Below are 26810 nucleotides of genomic sequence, written 5' to 3'. Positions count from 1 at the left end.
GGCTCGCGCGGCGGTGCTGGCCGGGCTGGACGGGCGGCCGGACCTGGCCGGGGAGCTACGCCGGCGGCGGCTCGTCCGCGCCGGTGACCTGACCCGGATGGGCGTGCCACCGGTCGCGACGCCGGTGGCCGGGCAGTGGCTGGCCGATCCGGAGCACTGGCGGGACCTGGGCCGCCGCCTCACCGAGGAGGTGACCCGGTACGCCGCCGAGCATCCGCTCGCCGCGGGCGTACCCGTCGACGTGCTGCGGCACCGGCTCGACCTGCCCGACCGCGCCCTGGTGACGGCGCTGCTGCGCCCGCCGCTGCGACTGCGCGACGGCCTGGTCACCGCCGCGCCGCAGGGCACGCTGCCGGACCCGGTGGCCCGGGCGGTGGACCGGGTCCGGGCCGAGTACGGCGACCGCCCCTTCCAGGCCCCCGAGGCACACCACCTGGCCGACCTCGGGCTCGGCCCCCGCGAGATCGGCGCCGCGGTACGCGCCGGCGCGCTGCTGAAGCTCGCCGAGAACGTGGTGCTGCTGCCCGGCGCCCCGGACGACGCGGTACGCGTGCTCGCCGGGCTGCCGCAGCCGTTCACGCTCAGCGCCGCCCGGCAGGCGCTCGGCACCACCCGCCGGGTGGCGGTGCCGCTGCTGGAGCTGCTGGACCGGCGCGGTGCCACCCGCCGGCTGCCCGACGACGCCCGCGAGGTGGTCCGCCGGCCGGGCTGAGCCAACAGGCGTCGCCCGCCCGCCCCGGTCACCTACCGTGGCGCCATGGACCCTTCCGCGGTCTGGCGGGACAAGAACCACAAGTGGCGGATCGAGGCGTACCGGGCACCGGACCTGCGCTTCGCCATCTACGCCACGAACGGCCCCACCGAGTCGGCGCCGTTGTGGCTGTTCGGGATGGCCGCGCTGGCCCGCTGGCTGATGACCCACGCGATCTCGCTGGACGACCTGGAGACGGACTGATGGGTGTCCAGGTCGCGCTGGTGCTGGTGCTGATCCTCGTGAACGCCGCCCTGTCGGGCAGCGAGATGGCGCTGGTGAGCCTGCGGGAGGGGCAGCTGCGCCGGCTGGCGCGCTCCGGGCGGGCCGGGGCGCGGCTGAGCCGCCTCACCCGCGAACCCAACCGCTACCTGGCCACCATCCAGCTCGGCATCACGCTCGCCGGGTTCCTCGCCTCGGCCGCCGCCGCGGTCACGCTCGCCGAGCCGCTCGTCGGCCCGCTGGGCTTCCTCGGCGGGGCCGCCCGCCCGGTCGCGGTGTTCCTGGTGACGCTGCTGCTGACGTTCCTCACGCTCGTGGTGGGCGAGCTGGCGCCCAAACGGCTGGCCATGCAGACGGCGGAACGGTGGGCGCTGATCAGCGCCGCGCCGCTGGACCTGCTGGCGCGGCTGTCCCGGCCGGCGGTGTGGCTGCTCGGCCGCTCCACCGACCTGCTGGTCCGGCTCGCCGGCGGCGACCCGCGCGCCAGCCGGGAGGAGGTGACCGAGGAGGAGCTGCGGGAGATGCTGGTCAGCCAGCGGGGCCTGTCCGCCCAGCAGCGGGAGATCCTCGCCGGGGCCTTCGACATCGCCGGCCGTACGCTGCGGGAGATCCTGGTCGCGCGCCGCGACGTGACCACGCTGCCCGCCGACCTGCCGGCGGCCGAGGCGATGCGCCGCCTCGCGGCCACCGGCCGGTCCCGGGCGCCGGTGATCGGACCCGGCGGGCTCGACGACGTCCGCGGCACCGTGCACATCCGCGACCTGGTGGACGCCGACGGGGCGCGCGTCGGCGACCGGGCCCGCCCGCCGGTGCTCCTGCCGGGCACGCTGCCGGTGGCCGACGCGATGCGGCAGCTGCGCCAGCGACACGAGCAGCTCGCGCTGGTGGTCGACGAGTACGGCGGCGTGGACGGCCTGGTCACCATGGAGGACCTGCTCGAGGAGGTCGTCGGCGAGCTGTACGACGAGACCGACCGGGACGTGCGCCGCGCCGTGCGGGAGCCGGACGGCGCGCTGCTGCTGCCGGGCGACTTCCCGCTGCACGACCTGCCCGACGTGGGCGTCCGCGTGACGTTCCCGCTGTCGCGGGAGTACACCACGGTGGCCGGCCTGGTGCTGGCCGGGCTGGGCCGGCTGCCCGAGGGCCCGGGGGAGCGGGTGCGACTGCCCGGCCTCACCGTCGAGGTGGTCGAGGTGGCCGGACGGGCGATCCGCCGGGTCCGGCTGCGCGGCCCCGCCGTCGGCCGCAGCCCGGACTGACACCCGGACGGGGGACAACCGCCCGATCCGCGTCCCGGCCCGCACCGCCGGTCGTACGGTGCGGGCGTGAAGGACCGAGGACTGCGTACGTTCATCACCGTGCTGGCCGGGCTGGCCGTGATCTACTTCGGCTTCACCGGAAGCCGCGGCAGCGGCGGTGAGGGTGGCGTCTCCGGCGGCGTGGTGCTGCTCGCGCTGCTCGCCTCGCTGCTGGCCTGGAACCTGACCAAGCCCGGCCCCGCCAAGTAGCCCTCAGTGGGCCGTGGCGGCGCTGCGGCTCACCTCGCCCGCCGACTCCTCGCCCAGGGCGACCCGCACCAGCGCCGACGCCAGCCGGCCGAAGTCGGCCTCGCCGACCAGCCCGACCAGGTCACCCGGACTCGCCGGCAGGCCCAGCCGCCGCGCTCCGGCGAGCGTGCGCCGGTCGGCGTACGGGCGCACGTCCGGCCACACCGACTGCGCCTCGCGCAGGAAGATGTCCGCCCCGGTGGGGCCGATGCCGGGGAACTCGGTGAGCAGCCGGCGCAGCACGGCCCGGTCGGCGCCGGCCTCCTTGTGCAGCCGGCGCAGGTCGCCGTGCCAGCGGTCCAGGCACAGCCGGGCGCCGGTGCCGAGCATGGTCGCGGTCCGCTCGTCGTAGCGCCGGTAGTGGCCCCGGCCCAGCGCGTCGACCCGGTCCTGCCAGCTCGCCGCCTCCATCGCCTGCGGCGTGCGGTAGCCGGCCTCGAACAGCTCCCGGGCGGCGGCCACCGCCACCGAGGCCCGGATCCGGGTGCTCAGCAGCGTGGTCAGCACAAGCAGCTGGTAGAGCGGGCCGGGCCGGTCCGCGAGGGCGATGCCGGCCTCCTCCGCGTACGTGCGGGACTGCCGGTCCAGCAGGGCCCGTGCGACGTTGCGATCGTCTGGCATCCACCCGGGTTACCCGCCCCGGCCCCGGCCAGACCCCCGGGCCGGGCCGGAATGCGCCGGGCGGCGACGGGTACGCCTGTCCGGTGCGCGGTCGACGGCCGTGCGCCCCACCGGGAAGGAGAAACCCGTGGTCAAGCCGCAGCAGGAGGAACTACGCCGGAACGACCTCGGCGCCACCAGCCAGGACAGCCGCAAGACGGCCACCCAGGCGGGCGGCCGTTCGCGGAGCCGTGGCACGTCGAACGCCGACGCGGGGCGGCCCGTCCCCAAGGGACAGGTGTCGCCGTACGGCCCGGCCGGTGAGCCGGTCGCCGACGACGAGAGCTAACCGCGAGCCGACGTCGGCCGCAGCCGCCGCCAGGTGGCTGCGGCCGACAGCCCGTACGCCAGGTGGGGGATCAGGTCGGAGACCCAGTCGCTGCGCCGCCAGGTGCGCGGGTCGGTCACGCCGAGCACCGTCATCGAGCCGTCCGAGGTGGCCATCACCCCACCGCCGAGCAGCACCGCGGCCAGCGGCAACGGCATCCGCCGCCGCGCGGCGAGCAGGCCGAACGCGGCCCCCGCGGCGATGCCTGTGGCGTAGCCGAGCAACGGCCCCAGACCGGAGCGGCGGTTCTCCGCCTCGTCGCCGGGGCCCAGGTCGACGTGCGTGACGTCGGCCAGCCGTCCGGCGACCGATTCGGGGGTGCTGCTGGCCGGCCGGGCCCGCAGCGCCATGTCCAGGTACGAGACCGCGTTGAGGACGGCGCTGCCGACGGCGCCCGCGATGGCGCCGTCGACAACCGCTGCCGTCCTCACTTAGGGTCACCCGGTTCCCGGTTGCCCTTGGGGCCGTAGGTCCGTTCGCCCCGGACCACACCGCGTTGCCCCCTGTCGTCCTGGAGGATCCGGTTGGCGACCTGGTTCGCCTCCTTGTCGGACGCCCGTCCGGACTGCTCGACGAGGTCGCGAAGGCGTGCCCGCTGCTTGTCGTACGCGTTGCTGCCCGGCCGTGGTCCTGGCATCTCTGCCTCCTGCGGATCGCTGTCGGCTGACCGTAGGCGTCTACCCGCCCGGGCCGGGACCAACCGTTGCCGGCCGGATCCCCGCCCGGGCCGGCTGGGCGCTGCTCAGTCGGCGGCGCGGACCACAGCCACCGGGCAGGCGGAGCGGTGCAGGATCCCCTGACTCACCGAGCCGAGCAACAGCCCGCCCAGCTCGCCCCGGCCCTGCCGGCCCACCACTACCAGCTGGGCCTCGGCCGACGCGGCGGTCAGCGCCGTGACCGGTTTGGCGCGTACCGCCTCGGCGTGCACCGGCAGGTCCGGCCAGCGCTCGCCGATCCCGGCGAGCGCCTCGGTGAGCACCCGCTCCTCCTCGGCGTCGTCCCGGCCGCGCGGGCGGGCGTGCACCACGCGCAGCGCGGCGCCGCGCGCGGACGCGGTCTCGGCGGCGAACTCGACAGCGGCGCGCGACAGCGTCGAGCCGTCCACGCCGGCCACGACCGGGCCGCCGTCGTGTGCGGTGCCGCGAGCGATCAGCACCGGGCAGTCGGCGTACGAGGCGACCTGCACGGCCACCGACCCGATCACGAGCGCGGCGAAGCCACCCAGGCCCCGATCGCCGAGTACGACCAGGGCGGCGGTGGGGGACTCGCCGAGCAGCACCGCTGCCGCCTCCCCGTCGATGATCTCGCCGGTGATGCGCAGCCCCGGCGACTCGGCCTCGGCCACCGCCACCGCGTCGGTGACCAGTTGCTCGGCCTGGTTGCGCAGCCCGGCGCCGGGTGGTGAGCCGGCCGGCGCGGAGACCGGTACGCGCAGCAGCGGCCAGATGAACCCGTGCACGACCCGCAGCGGGCGGTTGCGCAGCCGCGCCTCCCGGGCCGCCAGGCGGACCGCCCGGGCGGCCGGTTCGGAGCCGTCCACCCCGACCACCACCGCGGCCCCGTTCGCCGAGTTCACCAGTACCTCCTCGTGGCCGGCGCTCCCGCGGCCAGTATCGCGGCCCGGACGGCCGGCCCGGGGCGATACCGCCGGGGTCGCCCCGGTGGGTACGCTGGCGTGCAGCGCCCAGGGGAGGGAGCCCCGTCGATGGATCAGCCGGACGGACCGAGCACCGCCCGCATGATCGACTACTGGCTCGGCGGCCGGCACCACCGCCCGGTGGACGTCGCCGCGGCCGCCGCGTTCGAGTCGGCGTACGGGCCCTGCGCGGATTCCTCGGCCGCACCGTGCGGGCGATGACGGCCGACGGGATCGACGGCTTCCTGGTCTTCGACACCGAGGAGCTGGCCGGGTACCCGGAAGGCCTGGCCATGATGGGTCCGGCGTTCCGGATGCGGGCGCCGGAGCGGTTCGCGCCGCTGCTGGGCCGCTGGCAGCCGACCGGCGACGGCATCGTGCCGGTGGCGCGGTGGCGGCCGGCCGGTGAGCCCGAGCCGGTGCCGGACGCGTTCCACGGCGCGCTGGCGGTGCGCCCGGCCGGCTGAGCCGGTCCCCGTCACACCCGGCCGAGGCGGGGCGTTCGCCGTCGGGCGGCCTTCGTATGATGTTTGCCCTGTAGCAATAGTCGTCATCGGAGGATGAGCATGCCGGAGGCGTCCGGATCGGTGTCGCGTGCCCTGCGCACGGCGCCACCCGACCAGCTGGCGGAGACCGCGGACGCGGTGCTGCGCCAGACGCTCGGGGCCGCGCGGGCGGAGGTGTTCGTCGCCGACTACCGCGCCAGCGGACTCTGGCCGGTGCTCGACCCGGACGTGCCCGACGGCGGCCCGCTGCTGGCCCACAGCGTCGCGCAGCGCTGCTTCAGCAGTCAGGAGCCGGTGCTGGACATCGTCGAGGAGGGCCGCTGCCGCGCGTACCTGCCGTTGTCGGTGTGGGGGGAGCGGCTCGGCGTGCTGATGGTGGAGCTGCCCGGCGATCCGGATGCGGCCACTGTGGAGGCCGCCCGGGACGCCGCCGGTGAGCTGGCCGTGGCGATCCGCGCGGCGGACCGGGAGACCGACCGCTACCGGCGCGCCCGGCGGCGGGAGCGGCTGAGCATGGCCGCCGAGATGCAGTGGGACCTGTTGCCGGGGCGCAGCGTACGACTCGGTGACGCGCTGCTCGCCGGGCAGCTCGAACCGGCGTACACCGTGGGCGGTGACCACTTCGACTGGTCGGTGGACGGCGACCGGCTCACCCTGACCGTGCTCAACGGCACCGGCAGCGGGCTGGCCGCGTCGATGCTCACGGCGATGACGGTGAACGCGATGCGCAACGCACGGCGTTCCGGCGGCAGCCTGGTGGAGCAGGCGGAGCTGGCCTCGGACACCATCTACTACCAGCACCGGGGGAACCGGCACGTGGCCACACTGCTGCTGGAGCTGGACAGCCGCCGGGGCGTGATGCGCGCTGTGGACGCCGGGTCGCCGCAACTGCTGCGGCTGCGCGGCGGACGTGTCACACCGATCGCGCTGGAGCAGCAACTGCCGCTGGGCATGTTCGCCGAGACCCGCTACGACGTGCAGGAGTTCACTCTGGAGCCGGGCGATCGCCTCTTCGTGGTCAGCGACGGCGTGTACGCGGCGGAGCCCGACGAGCAGGAGCCGTACGGTGTCCGGGCGATGGCGCGCGCGATGCGGTCGACTCGGCTGCAGCCGGCGACCGAGGCAGTTGGTACGGTGATGCGCGAACTGCATGCGTACCATGCCGACGCGGATCTCCGTGACGACGCGGTCGTCGTCTGCCTGGACTGGCGCGGCTCCAGCCGGTCCGACGACGTGACGGGGCAGTGAGCGGGCCGGCGGAGCGAACACGAGCGGGACGATCGCAGGGGACAGCGAGTGGAGCGACCTCCGAATCTTGCCGCGGCCATCGAGTCGGCTGCGGAGGCGCTCATCGGTGTGCTCGACTCCGCGACCTCCCGGCACACCGTCAGCGTCTCGCCCACCCAGTTGCGGGTGCTGTCGCTGATCGTGTCGCATCCGGACACCAACGTGAACCGGCTGGCCGAGCTGCTGGACGTGGTCCCGTCGTCGGCGAGCCGGCTCTGCGACCGCCTGGAGGCGGTCGGCCTGCTGCGCCGGGTGGCCGACCCGCGCGACCGGCGGGAGGTGCGGCTGATCCCGACCGCTGCCGCCGACACGCTGCTGCGCGACCTGCAGGAGAGACGGCACCGGGCGGTGCAGGCCGTGCTCGACCGGATGCCCAACCGGGTGCAGCACGAGTTGCTGCTGGCGCTGGTGGCGTTCAGCCAGGCCGCGACGGCCACCGCCCCGCAGGCCGGCTCGGACTCGACCGCCCGTACCGCCTGACCGCTCGCACCGCCGTCCGACCTTCCTTCCACTGCTCAACTAGTGTCCTAGGACGCCTTAGCGGTTGTGACGGTCGCCACCGTGACACCACTGAGCAACGGCGCAGCGGGCGTCCGGGGGAGAAGGGCGAGCCCGATATAGTGGCAGCGCAACTGGGCGGCCCGTGATCACCACGAGGACGGGCCGCGTCGGGGAGGTCCCAGCCCGGGATCACAGAGGGCGCCGGCGTCTGACCGGCCGGCAACGCGCACGTCCCTCCAGCGGCCGTTCATCCGGCTGCCGGACCGTGCTGCGAAGGGAGGGTTCGGTGTCGCGTCGGCCGGCTCCAGCGGAGCAACCGGATTCCGGGACCGCCACGGTCGTGGGAGACCGCGTCCTCACGCTGCCCAACCTGATCAGCTTCGTCCGGCTCGTCGGCGTGCCGATCTTCCTCTACCTGTTCCTCGTGGTCCGGGCCGACGTCGCCGCCATCGCGGTGCTCGCCGTGGGCGGCACCAGCGACTGGGTGGACGGCTGGATCGCCCGCCGCCTGGGCCAGGTGAGCCGGCTCGGTGAGCTGCTCGACCCGCTCGCCGACCGCCTCTACATCCTCGCCACGCTGCTCGCCTTCACCGCCCGCGAGGTGGTGCCCTGGCAGTTCACCGGGGCGCTGCTGGCCCGGGAACTCCTGCTGCTGGTGTCCCTCGGGGTGCTGCGCCGCTACGGCTACGGCCCGCCGCCGGTGCACTACGTCGGCAAGACCGCGACGTTCCTGCTGCTCGCGGCGTTCCCGATCCTGCTGCTCGCAGACGCCGTGCCGGACGCCGGCACCGCGGCCGGCGCGATCGGCTGGGGGCTGGCCTGGTGGGGCCTGGTCCTCTACTGGGTCGCCGGCGCGATGTACGTGGTGCAGGCGAGCCGTCTCGTGCGGGCCATGCGGGCCCGGCGTACGGAGGCACCGGCATGACCACCTCGCCGCCGCGGGACGGGAAGAACGAACGCGACCCCTCGAACCGGGTGTACGCGCCGGACTTCCTGACCGAGCTGTTCCGCAATCCACTGGACCCGGGGTACGGGGACGCGGCCGCGCGCCGGGCGACGGGCTCGATGTCGCGGGTGCGGGAGGTGCTCGGCCGGCCGGTGAGCCTGCTGGTGCTGGCGCTGATCGGGTTCCTGTTCGCGGTGGCGTACCGGGAGACGATGGCGGAGGAGCCGAGCCGCGCGACGGCGCGGGCGGGTCTGGTCGCGGAGATCAAGGGGCGCGAGGCGGAGACCGACCGGTTGACCGAGCGCGCCGAGCAGTTGCGCGAGGATGTCAGCCGGCAGCGGGACGCGACGTTGAGCGGTTCGCAGGCGTCCCGGTTGCGCACGCTGGAGGCGGGTACGGGCCTGGCCCGGGTGCGCGGGGACGGCGTGGTGGTGCGGCTGGCCGACGCGGCGGCGGACCAGGACGGTGTGACGAACGGGGACGCGGGTCCGTCGCGGGTGCTGTATTCGGATCTGCAGAAGGTCGCCAACGCGTTGTGGGCGGCGGGCGCCGAGGCGGTGGCGGTGAACGGCCAGCGGTTGACGGCGACGTCGACGATCCGGTCGGCGGGTGAGGCGATCCTGGTGGACTACCGGCCGGTGACGGGCCCGTACGAGGTGCAGGCGATCGGGCCGCGGTCGATGCGGGACCGGTTCGACGAGAGCCGGGCGGCGGCGTTGATGCGTGAGGTGGCGCGGAAGACGGGTCTGTCGTTCGGGGTGAAGCGGGTCGGTGACCTCACCCTGCCGGCGGCGCCGCAGCCGCGGCTACGCTACGCCGAGCCTCCGGCGACCCCGGGTCCGAGCGCGAGTGCGGGTGCGGGTGCGCGCCCGTCGGGTTCGGGTGCCGCCGGTTCGCCGAGTCCCGGGTCGTCCGGCCCGGGTGGTTCTTCCAGCCCTTCGGGAGGTGGCCGATGATCGCGGTGCTGGCGTTGCTCGCCGGTGTGGTGCTCGGGGTGTATCTGGACCCCACGGTGCCGGCGGCGTTGCAGCCGTATCTGCCGATCGCTGTGGTGGCCGCGTTGGACGCGGTGTTCGGTGGGGTACGGGCGAAGCTGGACCGGATCTTCGACGACAAGCAGTTCGTGGTGTCGTTCATCTCGAACGTGCTGGTGGCGGGTCTGATCGTGTACCTGGGTGACCAGTTGGGCGTGGGCGGTCAGTTGTCCACGGGTGTGGTGGTCGTGCTCGGGGTGCGCATCTTCGGAAACGTGGCGGCGATCCGCCGGCACCTGTTCCGGGCGTAGGTTTGTGGCGATGAGCGAGGAACACAGGGAGACGGGTACCGGGTGGCCGCGGCCGGGGGAGCCGGCGCGGCCGTCGGGTCCGGCGGGTGAGCCGGATCCGCGCCCGGACGCGCCCGATCCGGACGAGTTGAGCCCGTTGGCGCCGGTGGAGCCGGTGCCGGACGAGGCGGTGGAGCCCGCGGAGCGAGAGGCGGTGCCGGAGTCCGAGCCGGAGCCGGGTGCGGCGGCGGGTGCGCCGTCGGTGGCGCGGCGGTTCTCGTCGGCGGGCGCGATGATCGCGGTGTTGCTGGCGTTGCTGGGTTTCACGCTGGTGGTGCAGTTCAAGACGACGTCGACGGATCCGACGCTCGCGGCGGCGCGGGAGGAGGACCTGGTGCGGATCTCGTCGGATCTGGATTCGCGGGAGCGGCGGCTGCGCCAGGAGATCGAGTTGCTGGAGGAGAGTCAGCGGCAGCTGCGGTCGGGTGAGCAGGGCCGGCAGGCGGCGCTGGAGGAGGCGACGCGGCGGGCGGACGAGCTGGGCATTCTGGCGGGGACGTTGCCGGCGGTGGGTCCGGGTCTTGAGGTGCGGTTCTCTGGGCCGGCCGAGGCGGTGTCGTCGGCGGGGATCCTGGATGCGGTGCAGGAACTGCGGGGTGCGGGCGCGGAGGCGATGCAGATCCAGGGCGCGGACGGTACGGCGGCGCGGATCATCGCGTCGACGTATTTCGTGGACGGGCCGGACGGTGCGCTGGTGGTGGACGGGCGGCGGTTGACGGGTCCGTTCACGATCATGGTGATCGGTGATCCGGCGACGATGCGTACGGCGTTGAACATTCCCGGCGGGGTGGTCGCATCGGTGGGGAAGGCCGGCGGTAACGTGACCTCCGAGGATCGTGAGGTTGTGGAGGTTTCGCAGCTGCACGCGCCGATCAAGCTGGACCACGCCCGGCCGGTCTCGTGACCGGTCGCGGCCGCGCCGGTTTCTCCGGTGCACCGATGACGAAGGACGCAGTTGGTGATTCCTGAGGATCTGCGGTACACCGCCGAGCACGAGTGGGTGGTCGGTGGTGACGGTGGTGTCGTCCGCGTCGGTATCACGCACTTCGCGCAGGACGCCCTGGGTGACATCGTGTTCGTGCAGCTGCCGGACGCCGGTGCGGCGGTGGCGGCTGGTGAGTCGCTGGGCGAGATCGAGTCGACGAAGAGCGTGTCGGAGATCTACGCGCCGCTGAGTGGCACGGTGACGGCGCGCAACGAGGCGCTGGCCGACACCCCTGAGGTGATCAACACGGATCCGTACGGTGCGGGGTGGTTGGTGGAGATCACTCCGGACGATCCGGCGGCGGTCGAGGGTCTGCTGACCGCTGATGCGTACCGCGAGCTCACCGAGAGCTGAGTTCGTGCTTGTCCGGGCGGCGGCGAGGTTCCGCGCGTCCGGTTGCCCTGCATTTCGGCGCTGGCTAGGCTCGCCCAGTCGACCGAGAACCAATAGTTTGAGCGTTGCGGAATGCGCCTTCCCGGGCACGGGGAGCCAGCCGCCGGGTGTGGTGTTGCCCGGCGGCCAGACCCGCCATTCCCTGACGCCGACCGAACAGATCCGTGAGGTGGTCCCATGACGCGCCCAGACGACGAGTTCCCCCCGCTCGACGTCACTTCGACGCTCAATCTCGGCTCGCTCGACGAAGTGCTGGAGGGCCCGGACACCGATGTGGTGCCGAGCCGGATGTCCGGTTCGTTGCCGCCGGGTATGGCGTTGCTGGTGGTTCGCCGGGGTCCGAATGCGGGTGCCCGGTTCCTGTTGGACCACGATGTGACGACGAGTGGGCGGCACCCGGACAGTGACATCTTCCTGGACGACGTGACGGTGTCGCGGCGGCACGCGGAGTTCCACCGTGACGGTGGGACGTTCACGGTGCGGGATGTGGGCAGCCTGAACGGCACGTACGTGAATCGTGAGCGGGTCGAGGCGGCGACGTTGAGCAACGGTGACGAGGTGCAGATCGGCAAGTTCCGGGTGGTGTTCATCGCCGGTCCGCGCCCGGAGGAGGAGGCCGGCCGGGGGTGAACGAGCCTGCGGCTTCGACGCCGTCCGGGGCGGCGCGGGCGCCTGCGCTGATGAGTATCGGCGAGGTGCTGGCGCAGTTGCGGCCGGAGTTTCCGGACGTCACGATCTCGAAGTTGCGGTTCCTGGAGGCCGAGGGCCTGGTGGAGCCGCAGCGGACGCCGGCGGGTTATCGGAAGTACGGCTGGGACGATGTGGCGCGGTTGCGGTTCGTGTTGACCGCGCAGCGGGATCAGTACCTGCCGTTGCGGGTGATCCGGGAGCAGTTGGCCCGGTGGGACGGGTCTGGTCCGTCGCCGGGGCGGGGGCGGCCGAATCTGGTGGCTGTGGGTCCGGGTGGTGAGGTTCCGGGCCGGGAGCCGGTGGAGTCGGTCGAGTCGTCGGAGGTGCGGCTGGACCGGGCGGGTCTGATCGCTCGTAGTGGTGTGGAGGAGTCGACGCTCGCGGAGTTGGAGCGGCTGGGTGTGCTGGTGTCGGATCCGCCGGGGTGGTACGACGCGGATGCGTTGATCATCGCGAGTGCGGTGGCGGGTCTGGCGGCGTACGGGCTGGAGCCTCGGCATCTGCGGGCGTACCGGTCGGCGGCGGATCGTGAGGTCGGGTTGTTCGCGCAGTTGGTGGCGCCGTTGGCGCGGCAGAGCGATCCGGCGGCGCGGGCTCGGGCGGCGGAGACGGCGCGGGAGTTGGTGGCGTTGTCGCAGCGGTTGCACGCGGCGTTGGTGCGGGTGGGGCTGCGGTCGACGTTGGGCCGGTGAGGTCGGTGCGAGGGGCCGGGTGCGGTGTGCGCCCGGCCCTTCGTCGTGTGTGGGCGCGGAAAGATCTGGTCCGCGGAGCGTGTCGTAGGCTTGCCGGGGTATGCCCGTCCGGCGAGGCGTGGTGCACGTAGCGCGTGGGACTCCCGTGTCCTGGTCCGTGTACCGTGCAGGGAAGGGCGCGGTGCAAGGTGACGACGACACGGAGGCGGCGGTGCGCGAGCTGAGCGTGGTCGGAGTTCGGGTGGAGTTGCCCAGCAACCAGCCGATCGTCCTGCTGCGGGAGGTCGAGGGGGACCGCTATCTGCCGATCTGGATCGGCGCGGTCGAGGCGACGGCGATCGCTTACGAACAGCAGGGGGTCAAGCCGGCCCGGCCGTTGACGCACGATCTTCTGCGGGATGTGCTGACGGCGTTGCAGGCGCCGTTGCGGGCGGTGGAGATCACCGAGTTGAAGGAGAACGTGTTCTACGCGGATCTGCTCCTCGGTGACGGTGTGCGGGTGTCGGCGCGGCCGAGTGACTCCATCGCGTTGGCGTTGCGGGTGGGTGCTCCGATTCGTTGTGCGGAGCAGGTCCTCAGCGAGGCGGGGATCGTGATCCCGGACGAGCAGGAGGACGAGGTCGAGAAGTTCCGGGAGTTCCTGGAGCAGGTGCGTCCGGAGGACTTCGCGGGTTGAGGTGTTCCGCCCGGGTGGTGGCGCGGCGTGTCGCGGTGTCTCCTGCGGGTGAAGTGCGGGGGGCGGCGTTAGGGTTGCCGTGTCGAGTGGTGCGCGTACGGGGAATCGACGCGGCACCGCCACGGGCGCGGGGAGGTTGGTCCGATGCACGAGCCGCGGGATCCTGGTCCGGGTGTGGAACAGCAGGCGGGTGTGGGGCCCGATCCGGCCGGTGACGGCGAGGTCGGCTACCGGGGTGTGACCGCGTGTTCGGCGGTGGGGATCAGTTACCGGCAGCTCGACTACTGGGCGCGCACGGCCCTGGTGGTGCCGAGTGTGCGGGACGCGTCGGGTTCGGGGACGTCGCGGTTGTACTCGTTCCGCGACCTGGTGGTGTTGAAGGTCGTGAAGCGGCTTCTGGACGCCGGGGTGTCGTTGCAGAACATCCGTAAGGCGATCGAGGCGTTGCGGTCGCGTGGGGTGGACGATCTGGCGGGCATCACGTTGATCTCCGACGGGACGACTGTGTACGAGTGCCGGTCGCCGGAGGAGGTGGTCGACCTGTTGCAGGGCGGCCAGGGCGTGTTCGGCATCGCGATCGGTGGTGCGTTCAAGGAGATCCAGGGCTCGTTGTCGCATCTGCCGGCGGAGCCGGTGGGTGGGCAGGAGCCGGCCGTGCCGGCGGTGGAGGCGGAGTCGGACTCGGAGTCGGTGGGTGACGAGCTGGCGGCGCGGCGGGCGCGGCGCCGGGCCGGGTGACCTGCGTCGCGTCTCGTTGACGGGATCGCGCCGCGCCCGAAAAGGGTGTGGCGCGATTCGTGTTTTGGTGACGGGGTGTGGTCCTTTCCGGCGGGCCGGGGCGGGTGGACGGCGCGGGCCGGGGCGGGTGTGAGTCGTCGCAGGTCACGGCACGCGCGCACGGGATGTCCGAAAAGGACGGTACGTCGTCCATGTTGACGGCTCGTGTCCGGCCGGCTGCGGTGCGTCCACCGATTCGCGCCGTGTCGTTCACTGTCCGTGATTGACAGTTCTCGGGATCGGCACAGGGTGGTCGTGAAGTGTGCCGGCGGGCGCGCTATGGTCCGTTCCGGTCGTCGGCGTGTCGACGTCACGGTGGAACGCTGTGTGACGCCGCGCCGGACGGCGAGCCCCTGCCGCGGCGCTGCCCGCGGACCCCTGGTGGAAGGACCGAGCATGACGGTGACGAGCGAGACCACCCCGATCTCCCACTACGAGCGCATCGGCGGCGCGGCCGCGGTGAAGGCCGCGGTGGAGCTGTTCTACGACAAGGTGCTGGCCGATCCGGATCTGGCCGGCTACTTCACCGACGTGGACATGGTGGAGCAGCGGCGGCACCTGGCGCTCATGCTGGCGGTGGTGCTCGGCGGCCCCAACGAGTACGCGGGCCGTGGGCTGGACGAGGCGCACCAGCCGCTGAACATCACCGGTGGGCACTACGCGAAGGTCGGTGAGCACCTGACCGCGACGCTGGTGGAGCTGGGTGTGCCGGCGGACGTGATCGCCGACGTGCAGGTCGTGCTCGGGCAGGTGCGGGAGCAGGTCGTGTCGGCGGGGGACGCCTGAGCGTGGACGTCGCACGGCTCAAGCAGAGCTGGTCCCTGGTCGCCGCGCACGGCGACCAGGTGCCGCTCTACTTCTATTCGACGCTGTTCCTGGCGCATCCGGAGACCCGGCAGATGTTCCCCACGAACATGGCCGGGCAGCGGGACCGTCTGGTGGCCGCGCTGGGGCATGTGGTGTCCCACGTGGACCAGGTGGACCGGCTGGTCGGGTTCCTGCGGGACCTCGGCGCGGATCACCGGAAGTTCGCGGTGCGGGCCGAGCACTACCCGGCGGTCGGTGAGGCGCTGCTGGCGACGTTGCGGCACTTCTGCGGCGACGCGTGGACCGAGGAGCTGGCCGCCGACTGGACCGCCGCGTACGGGCTGGTGGCGCAGGTGATGACCGAGGGCGCGCAGGCCGCGGAGTCGAAGTCGCCGCCGTGGTGGGTGGCGGAGGTGCTGACGCACGAGCAGCGCACGTTCGACGTGGCGGTGCTGACCGTACGCCCGCAGTATCTGCTGCCGTTCACGCCCGGCCAGTCGGTCGGGGTGTCGCATCCGGCGGTGCGGTCGTGGCGGTACTACTCGCCGGCGAACGCGCCGCGGCCGGACGGCACGGTGGAGTTGCACGTGCGGGCGGCGCCGGGTGGTGTGGTGTCGTCGCGTCTGGTGTACGGGTGCGCGGCCGGTGACCAGATCCACCTGGCGTCGCCGGTGGGTGACCGGTTGACGTTGTGGCAGGCCGGGGCGTCGGATCTGCTGCTGCTCGCAGGTGGTACCGGCTGGGCTCCGGTGAAGGCGCTGGTGGAGCAGGTCGCGGCGGAGGGTTCGGGGCGGCGGGTGGATCTGTATGTGGGTGCCCGGTCGCGGATGGAGTTCTACGACAGCGAGGCGATCGACAAGCTGGCGGCGACGCATCCGTGGTTGCGGGTGTCGTACGTGGCCGGTGCGGATCCGGCCCGGCCGGGTGAGTCGGTGCGTATCGCCGACCGGGTGCTGGCCGACGGGGACTGGCGGTCGCGGCACGTGTACGTGTGCGGCTCGGACGAGATGGTGGGTCATTCGGTGGCGGCGTTGACCGGCGCCGGGTTCCAGCCGGGTCAGGTGCATCACGAGGGTTACGGCAAGCACTGGTACGGCCCGGCGTGGCGGACGATGACCGGTGCGGACGGGCCGGGAACGACGGAGGTGAGCCGGTGAGCGCGAGGAGTGAGCCGGTGTTGCGAGCCCCGCAGTCGCGAACGGAGGTGTGCCGGTGAGCGCGGGTCCGATCAGCAGTTACGACGCGCAGCAGGTGTCCGGTCCGGTGCAGGTGCGGTTGACCTCGGACCGGGTGCGGCGGTGGGAGTTCGGGTCGGCGGCGTTCACCCGCCGCGGCTACGACCAGACCGATGTGGACCGGTTCCGGTTGCAGGTGGCCGACGAGCTGGATCTGCTGGCCGCGCAGGTGGCGAACCTGCGGGCGGAGAACGAGCGGCTCAACGACCATCTGGAGCTGCACCGGCACGGGGTGATCCCGAGCACGGAGGCGGCGGTGGCGCCGGCGGCGAAGGAGGTCAACCTGTTGTCGGCGGCGCAGCGGGAGGCCGAGCAGATCATCGCGCAGGCCCACGACTACGCGCGCCGGGTCGCCGAGTACGCCCGTACCCAGTACGAGAGTTACATGCGGGCGGCGGCGGAGGAGGCGAAGCGGGAGGCCGAGCGGGCGGTGACGGAGTACCGCAGCGCGGCCGGGAGCGGCTTCGACGACTCGGTGGCGACGCGTGAGGCGTTGCGGATCTTCGGCGAGATGATGATCTCGCACATGCAGGCGGCGGCCCGGCACCTCGACGACGGCAGTGAGCAGTTGTCGCGCACGATGGAGCGGATCGCCCGGGAGTTGCCGCAGGGCGGCGGGGGCGTGCCGCAGCCGGCGTTGTCGCGGCACCAGCGTTGACCGGTGTCCCGGCCCGCGGGTGATCGCGGGCCGGGCGCGCCGGCCGGGTGTCAGGCGGTGACGGCGGCGATCGCGTCGGCGATGGGGGTGTCTCCGCCGACGAGTTCCAGGGTGTGCCCGGCGGTGGCCGGGGCGTACAGCAGGGCGAGCAGCACCCGGGCCACGTCGGCGCGGCTGATCGCGCCGGGTTCGACGTGCCGGGCCAGGGTGATCCGGCCGCCGGGTTCGTCGTCGGTGAGACGGCCGGGCCGCAGCACCGTCACGTCGAGGTCCCGCGCGGTGACGTCGTCCTCGGCGGCCTTCTTGGCCCGCAGGTACGCCGCCCACACGTCGTCGGTGCCCTCGGACGGCGGGGCGTCCACGCCCATCGAGGAGACCAGCAGGTAGCGGCGTACTCCGGCGCGGGTGGCGGCGTCGGCGAGCAGCACGGCGGCGCCCCGGTCGACGGTGTCCTTGCGGCCGGCGCCGCTGCCGGGTCCGGCGCCGGCGGCGAACACGACAGCGTCGGCGCCGGCCAGGTGGGCGGCGAGGGTGCCGGCGTCGGTGTGTTCCAGGTCGCACACGACGGGTTCGGCGCCGGCGGCGCGCAGCGCGGCGGCGTGGTCGGGGTTGCGGATCAGTCCGAGCGCGGTGTCTCCGCGTCCGGCCAGTTCCCGCTCCAGCAGTTTGGCGATCTTTCCGTGCCCTCCGGCGATGACGACGCGCATGGGCTCAACCTAGCCCGGACCCGGCAGCCCCGCCGGGCGACCGGCCTCGTCGATCATGAGGTTGGCGGCCCGACACGCCGGCCCCGACCACCGCCAACCTCATGATCGACGCAGTGAGGGGTGGGCGGGGAGGGGCAGCGAGCGGCGCGGCGAGGGACGATGGACGGGTGAGTGAGGCGTTCGAGGAACTGGCGCGGCTGGTGACGGCCGGGGACGTGGTGGTGCTCAGCGGGGCGGGCCTGTCCACCGAGTCGGGCATCCCGGACTACCGGGGGCCCAGCGGCGCGGCGCGCCGGCACACCCCGATGACGTACCAGGAGTTCACCCGGGATCCGCTGGCCCGGCGGCGGTACTGGGCGCGCAGCCACCTGGGCTGGCAGACCATCGCCCGGGCGGCACCCAACGACGGGCACCGGGCGGTGGCCCGGCTGCAGGCGGCCGGGCTGCTCGGCGGGATCATCACGCAGAACGTCGACGGGCTGCACACCGCCGCCGGCGCCACCGGCGTGATCGAACTGCACGGCCGCCTCGACGAGGTGACGTGCCTGGACTGCGGCAACGCCACCGGCCGCGACGAGCTGCACCGGCGCCTGTCGGAGGCGAATCCGGGCTTCGACGCGCGGGTGGCGCGCGTCAACCCCGACGGTGACGTGGACCTGCCCGACGAGGCGGTGACCGGGTTCCGCACCGTCGACTGCGCGCTGTGCGGCGCCGGAATGCTGAAACCGGACGTGGTGTTCTTCGGCGAGACGGTCCCCGCCCCACGTGTCGCGGACTGTTTCGCGCTCGTCGAGCGGGCCCGGGCGCTGCTGGTGCTCGGCTCGTCGTTGACGGTGATGTCGGGCCGGCGGTTCGTGCTGCGGGCGGCCCGCCACGGCATCCCGGTGGCGATCGTCAACCAGGGCGTCACCCGCGGCGACGGGTATGCGGCGCTGCGCCTGGACGCGCCGCTGGGCGCGACCCTGTGCGCGCTGGCCGACCGGTGCGCGACGGCTCCGGCGCCGGTGTGATCAACCCCCGGGACATGAGCCGGAAACACGCCCGCTGGTAGCGTGGGAGGTGCCGGTACCACCCACGTGGGAGAGACCGCCGATCCCGGCGGCGCCGAAGGGGCAGATTCTCCCCGGAACCTCTCAGGCAAAAGGACCACGTGGGCAGGCGCTGTGGAGCGCGTCAGCGCGACTCAGGGGGAGGCCGACCCGTCGACCTCGCCCCACCAAGGAGCGCAGCGCATGACCGCAGAGCAGTTCGCCGACCGGCACATCGGCCCCGGCCGCGACGACGAGCGCCGGATGCTGGACACCGTCGGTTACGGCTCCGTCGACGAGCTGATGGACGCGGCGATCCCCGAGGTGATCCGCTGGCACGGCACCCTCGATCTGCCGGCCCCGGCCGGCGAGCGGGAGGCGATCGCCGAGCTGCGTGCCCTCGCGTCGCGCAACACCGTCGCCGTGTCCATGATCGGCCTGGGCTACCACGGCACGCACACCCCGGCGGTGATCCGCCGCAACGTGCTGGAGAACCCGGCCTGGTACACCGCGTACACGCCGTACCAGCCGGAGATCAGCCAGGGCCGGCTGGAGGCGCTGCTGAACTTCCAGACCATGGTCACCGACCTGACCGCTCTGGCCACCTCGAACGCCTCGATGCTCGACGAGGGCACCGCCGCGGCCGAGGCGATGACGCTCGCCCGCCGCGCGTCCAAGAGCAAGAGCCCGGTGTACGTGGTCGACGCCGACGCGCTGCCGCAGACCGTCGCGGTGATCGCCAGCCGCGCCGAGCCGCTCGGCATCGAGGTGCGCGTGGTCGACGTCGAGCGCGACGACCTGCCGGCGGAGTTCTTCGGCCTGCACCTGCAGTACCCGGGCGCGTCCGGGACGGTCCGCGACCACCGGGCGCTGGTCGACGCGGCGCACGGCGTGGGCGCGCTGGTGACCGTGGCGGCGGACCTGCTGGCGTTGACGCTGCTGCGCCCGCCGGGCGAGATCGGTGCCGACATCGCCGCCGGCACCACCCAGCGCTTCGGCGTACCGATGGGCTTCGGCGGTCCGCACGCCGGTTACCTGGCGGTGCGTTCGGGCCTGGAGCGGATGCTGCCGGGCCGGCTGGTCGGGGTGTCGCGCGACGCCGACGGCAACCCGGCGTACCGGCTGGCGTTGCAGACCCGCGAGCAGCACATCCGCCGGGAGAAGGCGACAAGCAACATCTGCACCGCCCAGGTGCTCCTCGCGGTGATGGCCGGCATGTACGCCGTCTACCACGGCCCCGACGGGCTGCGCGCCATCGCCCGGCGTACCCACGAGGCGGCGGCGCGGCTCGCGGCCGGGCTGCGCGCCGGGGGCGTGCGGGTCGCGGACGTCGCGTTCTTCGACACCGTCACCGCGACCGTGCCGGGCCGCGCCGCCGAGGTGGTCGCCGCCGCCGCCGAGCGCAACGTGAACCTGCGGCTGGTCGACGCCGACCGGGTCGGCATTTCCTGCGACGAGACCACCACGCCCGCGCACCTGCAGGCGGTGTGGGCGGCGTTCGGGGTCGACGGGTTCGACGGCGACACCGACGCGGCCCTGCCGGACGGGCTGGCCCGCACGTCGGAGTTCCTCACCCACCCGGTGTTCCACAGCCACCACTCGGAGACGGCGATGCTGCGCTACCTGCGCCGCCTGGCCGACTTCGACTACGCGCTGGACCGCGGCATGATCCCGCTGGGGTCGTGCACGATGAAGCTCAACGCCACCACCGAGATGGAACCGATCACCTGGCCGGAGTTCGCGCACCTGCACCCGTTCGCGCCGGACGCGCAGACCGCCGGGTACCGGGAGCTGATCACCCAGCTGGAGGGCTGGCTGGCCGAGGTCACCGGCTACGACGCGGTCAGCGTGCAGCCCAACGCCGGATCGCAGGGTGAGCTGGCCGGGCTGCTGGCGATCCGCGGCTACCACCGGGAGCGCGGCGAGGGCCACCGCGACGTGTGCCTGATCCCGTCGTCGGCGCACGGCACCAACGCCGCGTCCGCCGTCATGGCCGGCATGCGCGTGGTGGTGGTCGGCTGCGACGCCGACGGCAACGTCGACCTGGTCGACCTCGACGCGAAGATCGACAAGCACCGGGACGCGCTCGCCGCGATCATGGTGACGTACCCGTCGACGCACGGCGTGTACGAGACCGGCATCGCCCAACTGTGCGCGAAGGTCCACGACGCGGGCGGTCAGGTGTACGTCGACGGCGCGAACCTCAACGCGCTTGTCGGATTCGCCAAACCGGGCCGGTTCGGGGCGGACGTGTCGCACCTGAACCTGCACAAGACGTTCTGCATCCCGCACGGCGGCGGCGGACCCGGCGTCGGGCCGGTGGCGGTGCGTTCGCACCTGGCGCCGTTCCTGCCCGGTGACCCGCTCGGTGCGCGCGCCGACGGGCGGCCGGCGATCTCGGCGGCCAACCACGGGTCGGCGGGGATCCTGCCGATCCCGTGGGCGTACCTGCGGATGATGGGCGCCGACGGGCTGGCCCGCGCCACCGGCGTGGCGGTCCTGGCGGCGAACTACGTGGCGGCGCGGCTGCGCAACCACTTCCCGGTGCTGTACGCCGGCAACAAGGGCCTGGTCGCGCACGAGTGCATCCTGGACCTGCGTCCGCTGACCAAGGCCACCGGCGTGAGCGTCGACGACGTGGCGAAGCGGCTGATCGACTACGGCTTCCACGCGCCGACGATGTCGTTCCCGGTGGCCGGGACGCTGATGGTGGAGCCGACCGAGAGCGAGGACCTGGCCGAGCTGGACCGCTTCTGCGACGCGATGATCGCGATCCGGGCGGAGATCGACAAGGTCGGCTCGGGGGAGTGGCCGGCGGGGGACAACCCGCTGTCAAACGCGCCGCACACCGCGGCGATGGTGTCGGCCGACGAGTGGCCGCACCCGTACCCGCGGTCGGTGGGCGCCTACCCGGCGGGTGTGGAGCGGGCGGGCCGGTACTGGCCTCCGGTGCGGCGCATCGACGGCGCGTACGGCGACCGGAACCTGGTCTGCTCGTGTCCCGCGCCGGAGGCGTTCGAGGACTGAGCGGCTGACGCCGGGGCGGTGGGCTCTCGCCGCCCCGGCCGGTGCGCCGGACGGTCGTGACCGGCGCGTACGCTCACTGACGCTGCGTGATCGCTCAGGCGACGAGGGCGTGGCGGGCCGGACCCCGGTGCGGGGCGATGGTGCGCCCGTCGGGGAGCAGCTCACCGGTGTCCTCGAAGACGATGACACCGTTGCAGAGCAGGCTCCAGCCCTGCTCAGGGAAGCAGGCGAGGACGCGGGCGGCCTCTCGGTCGGTCGCGTCGGCGGAGGGGCAGGTGGGCTGGTGCTGACACATCGGGTTCTCCGGACTGTGGGGGCACTGTGTCATGGTTCACATGACCAGTGACGCACAGTACCAAGGAAAACTGAGCGGCAACGAGCAAGGATGCGTCATGTTCACCCAGAATGGGCTGAACGGATGACCCGTAACGGCCCGGACGTCGTGGAAGCGCTCCCACAGGTGGAGGTCGATACCCCCGGCGCCCCACCCGGATGCCGCCGCCGGCTCGTCGAGACCGCCCGGCTGCACTGGTCGATCGGCGACGGCGGCGACCCCGCCGACCTGGCACAACGCTTCCTCGCCGCACACGGCGTCGACCGCGGCGACCTCACCCGGCCCGGCCGGCACGACCCCGGCGCCGGAGTGTGCGGCGCCGCGCTGTACCTGTCCGCCGCCGCCGGCGCGTACGCCATCGGCGTGTCGCCCGGCGCGCCCAGTCCCGCGCCGGCGCTGCCCGACCTGGTCGTGGTCGTCTACCACCACACCGACCGCCCGGCCGCACCCCGGCCACCGGCCCCCGCGCCGTGGCGGCTCGGCGACTGGCGGGACAGCTGGACCCCTGCTGCGCACGCCGCCGCCGTCGGCGCGGTCCGCGAGGCCATCGCCCGCGGCGACGTCTACCAGGTCAACATCGTCGGCCACGCCGCCGCCGGCTACACCGGCGACCCGCGCCCCGCGCTGGCCCGCCTCGCCGCGCTACCCGGCGCCCGCTACGGCGGCACCCTGCACGGCCCCGGCTGGGCGCTCGGCTGCGCCTCCCCGGAGACCCTCATCGCCGTCGAACACGGCCGGCTGGTCACCCGCCCGATCAAGGGCACCCGCCCGGCCACCGCAGCCGGCCGCCGCGACCTGCTCGCCTCGGCCAAGGAACGCGCCGAACACGTCATGATCGTCGACCTGGAACGCAACGACCTGGCCCGGGTGGCCCGGACCGGCTCGGTGCGCGTCGACGAGCTGTTCGCCGTACGCCGCTGGTGTGACCTGTGGCAGGCGGAGTCCACGGTGTCGGCGGCGCCCGCCGACGGGCTCGGCCTGGCCGACCTGCTGCGCGCCGTGTGCCCCGGCGGGTCGGTCACCGGCGCGCCCAAACACGCCGCCCTGGCGCAGGTCGGCGCGCTGGAGCCGGTCGGGCGCGGCGCGAGCATGGGCGCGCTCGGCTGGGTCGGCCCCGACCGCCTCGACCTGGGCCTGACCATCCGCACCGCCGCCGCCGACGGGGACCTGCTGCACCTGTGGGCCGGGGGAGGCATCACCTGGGACAGCGACCCCGCCGCCGAGGTCGCCGAGGCCGCCGCCAAGGCCGCCCCGATCCGCGCCCTGCTCGCCGGCTGACGGGCCGGCGGCCCGGCCTTCTCGCGGCGGCCTGGCTTGTCGCGGCGGCTCCGCAGGCCGGTAGCGGCCGTGCGGGGCGGCTCGGGCTACGCGGGCGGCGGCTCAGCCGGCGGCGAACTCGTCGAGGGCGGCGACGACCCGCTCGCTGATGCCGTGCCCGCCGCCGTGACCGCCGGACTCCACGATCTCCAGCCGCGCATCAGGCCAGTCCCGGGTCAGCTGCCAGGCGATGTCCGGCGGGCCGCTGACGTCCAGCCGGCCCTGAACCAGCACCCCCGGGATGCCGGCCAGCCGGCCCGCGTCGCGCAGCAGCTGCCCGTCGGGCAGGAAACCCCGGTTGGCGAAGTAGTGGGTCACCAGCCGGGTGAACCCGTACCGGAACACCGGATCGGCGTACCGGGGGCTCGGCGCGTAGCCGCCGGCGAGGGACACGTGCACGTCCTCCCAGTCGCACCAGTCCCGCGCCGCCTTGTCCCGCACCGCCGGGTCCGGGTCGTCGACCAGCCGCGCGTACGCCGCCGACAGGTCACCGTCACGGTCGGCCTCCGGCACCCCGTCACGGAACCGCGCCCACTCCTGCGGGAACACCCGCCCCATGTCCCGCGTCACCCACTCGATCTCCCGGTTCGTGTTGGCGACCACGCTGAACAACACCAGCGCGCTCACCCGACCCGGGTGCCGCTGCGCGTACGCCAGGGCGAGGGACGACCCCCACGACGCGCCGCACAGCAGCCACCTGTCGATCCCCAGGTGCGCGCGCAGCACCTCCATGTCGGCCAGCAGATGCGCCGTGGTGTTCACCGACAGGTCGGTGGCCGGATCCGACGCCGGGGGAGTGCTGCGCCCGCAGCCACGCTGGTCGAACAGCACGATCCGGTACGCGGCCGGGTCGAACAGCCGCCGCCAGGACGTGCCCGCGCCCGAACCCGGCCCGCCGTGCACCACCAGCGCCGGCCGGCCGTCCGGATTGCCGCACGTCTCCCAGTACACGCGCTGCCCGTCCCCGGCGTCCAGCATGCCGTGGGCGTAAGGCTCGATCGGTGGATACATCAGTGGCCTCCCCGGAGCAGATACAACAGCGCTGTTACATTAGTGGACGTGACCGCCCCCGACCGCGACGCCCTCGGCACCCTGCTGCGCCACGTCCTGGACGTCCTCGACGGCGACGTCGCCGCCGTCCACCAGCGGCTCGGTCTCACCGACTACCGGCCCCGCTACTCACCAGTCGTCCGCGCGCTCGTCGCCGACGGCCCGCTGCCCATCCGCGACCTCGCCGCCCGCGTCGGCGTCACCCACTCCGCCGCCAGCCAGACCGTGGCCCAGATGCGCCGCGCCGGCCTCGTCGACCTGCGCCCCGGCGCCGACGCCCGCCACCGCATCGTCACCCTCACCGACCGCGCCCGCGCCCTGCTGCCCGCCGTCGAAGCCGAATGGGCCGCCACCACCACCGCCGTACGCAACCTCGACACCGAACTGCCGGTACCACTCGCCGACGAGCTGTACGCGGTCCTCGCCGCCCTGCGCCGCCGGCCCCTGCGCGACCGCATCGCCGACACCGGCCTGCTGGACACCCCACCGGACACCCGCGAACGGTAAGCAACGGATAGCCTTCCGGACATGACTATGCGCCCCATCCGGATCATCGGCGACCCCGTGCTGCGCACCCCCAGCGAACCCGTCACCAGCTTCGACGCCGAACTGCGCGCCCTCGTCACCGACCTGATGGACACGCTGCTCGGCGCACCCGGCCGCGCCGGCGTCGCCGCACCCCAGATCGGCGTCAACGCCCAGGTGTTCGTCTACGACGCCGACGGCCACCGCGGCCACATGGTCAACCCCACCCTGGACGTGTCCGACGAACTCCAGGACGACGAGGAAGGCTGCCTGTCCATCCCCGGCCTGTACTTCCCGACCCCCCGCGCCATGCACGCCACCGCACACGGCTACGACCAGCACGGCGAACCGCTCACCATCACCGGCAGCGGCTTCCTCGCCCGCGCCCTGCAACACGAGACCGACCACCTGCGCGGCCGCCTCTACGTCGACACGCTGCGCGGCGACACCCGCCGCCGCGCCCTGCGCGAGATCCGCGCCGGCCGGTTCGACTCACCCAGCCGCGGCCGCTGACGTCAACGCGCACTCGGTGAACCCGGCCACCCGGGAGAACCCCAGCCGCTCGTACAACCGCACCGCCGCGGCGTTGTCCGCCCGCACGTTCAACGTCACGTGATCCACCGACGCGCGCAGCCGGGCGCACAACGCCGCCACCACACCCGCGCCCAGACCACGACCCCGCACGTCCGGATGCGTCGTCACGTTCCCCAACGCCGCCACCCGCCACCGCGGCGAGAACACGTGCACCCCCGCCACCGCCACCAGCCGGCCACGCTCCCGCACACCCACGTACTGGCCCGTCTCCAGCATCCGCGCGTCGAACCAGTTCCCCGGATACGCCACCGCGTACAACCGGGAAAGCTCCGCCGCGTCCGCCGGCCCCAACGGCTCACCCACCGCCGGCACCGCCGCCAGCCGGCCCGGATCCGTCAACGCCATCCGGTGATGCGCCGCCGCCTCCGACACCACGAACCAGCGCGACACCACCGCCTCCAGACCGGGGGACAGGTGCGCCCACATCCGCGCCGGCAACACCGGCGCCGCCTCCACCAGCAACCCGGCCAGATCCGCCACCCGATCCGGCGCCGCGAACGCCAGCAACGTCGGCAACTCCACCCCGTGATACAGCAACACCACCTGGTCGCCACGCCGGAACCACGACGTGTACGGCCAGAAGAAATCGTCCAGATCACCCAACTGGTACGCGTGCAACACCGGATCCCGGCCCAGCAGACCCGCCAGCACCGCCCGGTCGTGCTCCGCCCGCACCGCCACCGCGATCAGCCCGCCATCCACTGGTCGTAACCCAGCCGGGCCACCAGCGCCAGCACCACCACCAGCAGCACCACCCGCACGAACCCGGCACCCCGCCGCAACGCCATCCGCGCGCCCACCGCCGCCCCCACCACGTTGCACACCGCCATCGCCGCACCCAACGCCCACCACACGTGCCCGGTCAACCCGAACACCACGAGCGCACCCAGATTCGTACCCGCGTTGACCACCTTCGCCATCGCCGACGCGTGCACGAAATCCGAACCCAGAATCGCCGTGAACGCCAACACCAGGAACGTCCCCGTACCCGGCCCGATCAACCCGTCGTACAGGGCGATGCCCAGACCGGCCACCGCCACCGCCACCACCACCCGCCGAGGGGTCCGCCGCCGCGGCGACGCCACCACACCCAGCGACGGCCGCGCCAGCACGAACACCGCCACCGCCACCAGCACCACGAGCACCACCGGCCGGTACGCGCTGCCCGGCACCGCACCCGCCAACGCCGCACCCAGCCCCGCCGTCAGCACCGCCAACCCGGCCGCCGGACCCGCCACCGCCCAGTCCAGCTTCGTCCGCCGCGCATACGTCACCGCCGCCGTCGACGTACCGAAGATCGCCGCCAGCTTGTTCGTGCCCAACGCCGTCGCCACCGGCACACCCGGCGCCGCCACCAGCAACGCCGGCAACAACAACAGACCGCCGCCACCCACCACCGCGTCCACCCACCCGGCCAGAAGGGCAGCAGTCAGCAACGTCGTCAACGACAGGGCATCCACCGCCGCATTCTGCCCACGCCACCACCAGCGACAACGCCACCTGTGGCCAGCCTCACCGCCCCCGGCGACGCCGCAACCACACCCCGACCGACCCCACCGCCACGAACACCAGCATCGAACAGCACAACAGCTTCAGCACCCGGCAAG

At 73.5% G+C, this 26810-nt stretch carries 35 protein-coding genes and 1 riboswitch; of the genes, 26 read left to right on the top strand and 9 right to left on the bottom strand.

The window, feature by feature from the left end:
- The 4 genes from AC2CHG_RS10880 to AC2CHG_RS10865 all read left to right on the top strand — a co-directional run.
- Positions 1-712: SelB domain-containing protein (locus tag AC2CHG_RS10880; RefSeq protein ID WP_484524660.1), on the top strand; the 712-nt coding region annotated here is incomplete at its 5' end.
- Between the two features lie 45 nt (positions 713-757).
- Positions 758-955, top strand: a complete 198-nt coding sequence (locus AC2CHG_RS10875; RefSeq protein ID WP_030503909.1) for a hypothetical protein — start codon at positions 758-760, stop codon at positions 953-955.
- Positions 955-2232, top strand: a complete 1278-nt coding sequence (locus AC2CHG_RS10870) for a hemolysin family protein (protein WP_402806293.1) — start codon at positions 955-957, stop codon at positions 2230-2232. Before AC2CHG_RS10875 ends, AC2CHG_RS10870 begins: the two co-directional genes overlap by 1 nt.
- A 66-nt stretch (positions 2233-2298) precedes the next feature.
- Positions 2299-2481, top strand: a complete 183-nt coding sequence (locus AC2CHG_RS10865; RefSeq protein ID WP_366623693.1) for a hypothetical protein — start codon at positions 2299-2301, stop codon at positions 2479-2481.
- A gap of 3 nt (positions 2482-2484) precedes the next feature.
- Here the strand turns inward: AC2CHG_RS10865 and AC2CHG_RS10860 are convergent, their stop codons facing one another.
- Complete coding sequence (locus tag AC2CHG_RS10860) at positions 2485-3141, bottom strand: hypothetical protein (RefSeq protein ID WP_366623501.1); 657 nt, start codon at positions 3139-3141, stop codon at positions 2485-2487.
- A 127-nt stretch (positions 3142-3268) separates the two neighbouring features.
- Here AC2CHG_RS10860 and AC2CHG_RS10855 point away from each other — a divergent pair, with 127 nt between their 5' ends.
- Positions 3269-3469 (top strand): hypothetical protein, encoded by a 201-nt coding sequence (locus tag AC2CHG_RS10855; RefSeq protein ID WP_043323973.1) that lies wholly within the window; start codon positions 3269-3271, stop codon positions 3467-3469.
- Here the strand turns inward: AC2CHG_RS10855 and AC2CHG_RS10850 are convergent.
- From AC2CHG_RS10850 to AC2CHG_RS10840, 3 genes are all read right to left on the bottom strand, one after another.
- On the bottom strand, positions 3466-3939 hold the full coding sequence (locus AC2CHG_RS10850) for a hypothetical protein (protein WP_366623503.1): 474 nt from the start codon (positions 3937-3939) through the stop codon (positions 3466-3468). The genes AC2CHG_RS10855 and AC2CHG_RS10850 overlap by 4 nt on opposite strands.
- Positions 3936-4145, bottom strand: coding sequence for a hypothetical protein (locus AC2CHG_RS10845; protein WP_013286381.1), 210 nt, complete (start codon positions 4143-4145; stop codon positions 3936-3938). Before AC2CHG_RS10845 ends, AC2CHG_RS10850 begins: the two co-directional genes overlap by 4 nt.
- Positions 4146-4250: 105 nt before the next feature.
- Complete coding sequence (locus AC2CHG_RS10840; protein ID WP_484524659.1) at positions 4251-5084, bottom strand: universal stress protein; 834 nt, start codon at positions 5082-5084, stop codon at positions 4251-4253.
- 129 nt (positions 5085-5213) lie between these two features.
- On the opposite strand from AC2CHG_RS10840, the gene AC2CHG_RS10835 reads away from it, so the two are divergent.
- From AC2CHG_RS10835 to AC2CHG_RS10760, 16 genes are all read left to right on the top strand, one after another.
- The gene (locus AC2CHG_RS10835) at positions 5214-5366 is read left to right on the top strand and encodes a hypothetical protein (RefSeq protein WP_355511762.1); all 153 of its coding nucleotides are present in this window, start codon (positions 5214-5216) and stop codon (positions 5364-5366) included.
- Positions 5363-5611 carry a hypothetical protein gene (locus AC2CHG_RS10830; protein WP_484524658.1) on the top strand — a complete coding sequence of 83 codons (249 nt, stop codon included), beginning with the start codon at positions 5363-5365 and terminating at the stop codon, positions 5609-5611. The genes AC2CHG_RS10835 and AC2CHG_RS10830 overlap by 4 nt, the downstream gene beginning before the upstream one ends.
- A gap of 99 nt (positions 5612-5710) precedes the next feature.
- Entirely contained in the window at positions 5711-6898 is a 1188-nt protein-coding gene (locus AC2CHG_RS10825; RefSeq protein WP_262015779.1) for a PP2C family protein-serine/threonine phosphatase, read from the top strand.
- Between the two features lie 48 nt (positions 6899-6946).
- Positions 6947-7417: a MarR family transcriptional regulator gene (locus tag AC2CHG_RS10820; RefSeq protein WP_194803349.1), complete on the top strand. Its 471-nt coding sequence runs from the start codon at positions 6947-6949 to the stop codon at positions 7415-7417.
- Between the two features lie 307 nt (positions 7418-7724).
- A complete protein-coding gene (gene clsA / locus AC2CHG_RS10815; protein ID WP_402806276.1) occupies positions 7725-8363 on the top strand; it encodes a cardiolipin synthase ClsA in 639 nt (212 codons plus the stop codon).
- Complete coding sequence (locus AC2CHG_RS10810) at positions 8360-9340, top strand: DUF881 domain-containing protein (RefSeq protein ID WP_484524657.1); 981 nt, start codon at positions 8360-8362, stop codon at positions 9338-9340. Before clsA ends, AC2CHG_RS10810 begins: the two co-directional genes overlap by 4 nt.
- Positions 9337-9669, top strand: a complete 333-nt coding sequence (locus AC2CHG_RS10805; RefSeq protein ID WP_007071104.1) for a small basic family protein — start codon at positions 9337-9339, stop codon at positions 9667-9669. The genes AC2CHG_RS10810 and AC2CHG_RS10805 overlap by 4 nt, the downstream gene beginning before the upstream one ends.
- Positions 9670-9679: 10 nt before the next feature.
- Positions 9680-10612 (top strand): DUF881 domain-containing protein, encoded by a 933-nt coding sequence (locus tag AC2CHG_RS10800; RefSeq protein ID WP_355511757.1) that lies wholly within the window; start codon positions 9680-9682, stop codon positions 10610-10612.
- A 54-nt stretch (positions 10613-10666) separates the two neighbouring features.
- Complete coding sequence (gcvH, locus tag AC2CHG_RS10795) at positions 10667-11047, top strand: glycine cleavage system protein GcvH (protein WP_355511756.1); 381 nt, start codon at positions 10667-10669, stop codon at positions 11045-11047.
- Between the two features lie 216 nt (positions 11048-11263).
- A complete protein-coding gene (gene odhI, locus AC2CHG_RS10790; protein WP_007071101.1) occupies positions 11264-11716 on the top strand; it encodes an oxoglutarate dehydrogenase inhibitor Odhl in 453 nt (150 codons plus the stop codon).
- 50 nt (positions 11717-11766) lie between these two features.
- Positions 11767-12468 (top strand): transcriptional regulator FtsR, encoded by a 702-nt coding sequence (ftsR, locus tag AC2CHG_RS10785; RefSeq protein WP_262015775.1) that lies wholly within the window; start codon positions 11767-11769, stop codon positions 12466-12468.
- Between the two features lie 211 nt (positions 12469-12679).
- Positions 12680-13144, top strand: coding sequence for a bifunctional nuclease family protein (locus tag AC2CHG_RS10780; RefSeq protein ID WP_036311069.1), 465 nt, complete (start codon positions 12680-12682; stop codon positions 13142-13144).
- Between the two features lie 144 nt (positions 13145-13288).
- Positions 13289-13882 (top strand): MerR family transcriptional regulator, encoded by a 594-nt coding sequence (locus AC2CHG_RS10775; RefSeq protein WP_262015774.1) that lies wholly within the window; start codon positions 13289-13291, stop codon positions 13880-13882.
- 435 nt (positions 13883-14317) lie between these two features.
- A complete protein-coding gene (locus AC2CHG_RS10770; RefSeq protein WP_484524656.1) occupies positions 14318-14707 on the top strand; it encodes a group I truncated hemoglobin in 390 nt (129 codons plus the stop codon).
- A gap of 2 nt (positions 14708-14709) precedes the next feature.
- Positions 14710-15885, top strand: a complete 1176-nt coding sequence (locus tag AC2CHG_RS10765; RefSeq protein ID WP_366623518.1) for a globin domain-containing protein — start codon at positions 14710-14712, stop codon at positions 15883-15885.
- Positions 15886-15940: 55 nt separating this feature from the next.
- The gene (locus tag AC2CHG_RS10760) at positions 15941-16621 is read left to right on the top strand and encodes a DivIVA domain-containing protein (protein WP_262015771.1); all 681 of its coding nucleotides are present in this window, start codon (positions 15941-15943) and stop codon (positions 16619-16621) included.
- A 50-nt stretch (positions 16622-16671) separates the two neighbouring features.
- On the opposite strand, the gene AC2CHG_RS10755 is transcribed toward AC2CHG_RS10760, so the two are convergent.
- Positions 16672-17328 carry an SDR family oxidoreductase gene (locus AC2CHG_RS10755; RefSeq protein WP_355511753.1) on the bottom strand — a complete coding sequence of 219 codons (657 nt, stop codon included), beginning with the start codon at positions 17326-17328 and terminating at the stop codon, positions 16672-16674.
- A gap of 167 nt (positions 17329-17495) precedes the next feature.
- On the opposite strand from AC2CHG_RS10755, the gene AC2CHG_RS10750 reads away from it, so the two are divergent.
- Both AC2CHG_RS10750 and gcvP read left to right on the top strand, forming a co-directional pair.
- A complete protein-coding gene (locus AC2CHG_RS10750) occupies positions 17496-18338 on the top strand; it encodes an NAD-dependent protein deacetylase (RefSeq protein ID WP_484524655.1) in 843 nt (280 codons plus the stop codon).
- A gap of 57 nt (positions 18339-18395) precedes the next feature.
- Positions 18396-18487, top strand: a riboswitch (glycine riboswitch).
- A 73-nt stretch (positions 18488-18560) separates the two neighbouring features.
- Positions 18561-21383, top strand: coding sequence for an aminomethyl-transferring glycine dehydrogenase (gene gcvP / locus AC2CHG_RS10745; protein ID WP_484524654.1), 2823 nt, complete (start codon positions 18561-18563; stop codon positions 21381-21383).
- 94 nt (positions 21384-21477) lie between these two features.
- Here gcvP and AC2CHG_RS10740 read toward each other — a convergent pair whose 3' ends face one another.
- Complete coding sequence (locus AC2CHG_RS10740) at positions 21478-21678, bottom strand: DUF5999 family protein (RefSeq protein ID WP_013286363.1); 201 nt, start codon at positions 21676-21678, stop codon at positions 21478-21480.
- Positions 21679-21801: 123 nt separating this feature from the next.
- Here AC2CHG_RS10740 and AC2CHG_RS10735 point away from each other — a divergent pair, with 123 nt between their 5' ends.
- On the top strand, positions 21802-22995 hold the full coding sequence (locus AC2CHG_RS10735) for a chorismate-binding protein (protein WP_484524653.1): 1194 nt from the start codon (positions 21802-21804) through the stop codon (positions 22993-22995).
- A gap of 102 nt (positions 22996-23097) precedes the next feature.
- On the opposite strand, the gene pip is transcribed toward AC2CHG_RS10735, so the two are convergent.
- Positions 23098-24045, bottom strand: coding sequence for a prolyl aminopeptidase (gene pip / locus AC2CHG_RS10730; RefSeq protein WP_484524652.1), 948 nt, complete (start codon positions 24043-24045; stop codon positions 23098-23100).
- 48 nt (positions 24046-24093) lie between these two features.
- Between pip and AC2CHG_RS10725 the strand changes: the two genes are divergently transcribed.
- Positions 24094-24591: a MarR family winged helix-turn-helix transcriptional regulator gene (locus AC2CHG_RS10725; RefSeq protein ID WP_393379636.1), complete on the top strand. Its 498-nt coding sequence runs from the start codon at positions 24094-24096 to the stop codon at positions 24589-24591.
- Positions 24592-24612: 21 nt separating this feature from the next.
- Positions 24613-25122 carry a peptide deformylase gene (def, locus tag AC2CHG_RS10720; RefSeq protein WP_484524651.1) on the top strand — a complete coding sequence of 170 codons (510 nt, stop codon included), beginning with the start codon at positions 24613-24615 and terminating at the stop codon, positions 25120-25122.
- Here def and AC2CHG_RS10715 read toward each other — a convergent pair.
- Positions 25102-25905 (bottom strand): GNAT family N-acetyltransferase, encoded by an 804-nt coding sequence (locus AC2CHG_RS10715; RefSeq protein WP_484524650.1) that lies wholly within the window; start codon positions 25903-25905, stop codon positions 25102-25104. The two genes, def and AC2CHG_RS10715, sit on opposite strands and share 21 nt — an antisense overlap.
- Positions 25890-26663 carry a sulfite exporter TauE/SafE family protein gene (locus AC2CHG_RS10710; protein ID WP_262015762.1) on the bottom strand — a complete coding sequence of 258 codons (774 nt, stop codon included), beginning with the start codon at positions 26661-26663 and terminating at the stop codon, positions 25890-25892. The genes AC2CHG_RS10715 and AC2CHG_RS10710 overlap by 16 nt, the downstream gene beginning before the upstream one ends.
- Positions 26664-26810: the final 147 nt, after the last annotated feature.

This window comes from Micromonospora sp. ATLC20 (assembly GCF_057196585.1).
This window is presented reverse-complemented; position numbering and strand designations above follow the sequence as displayed.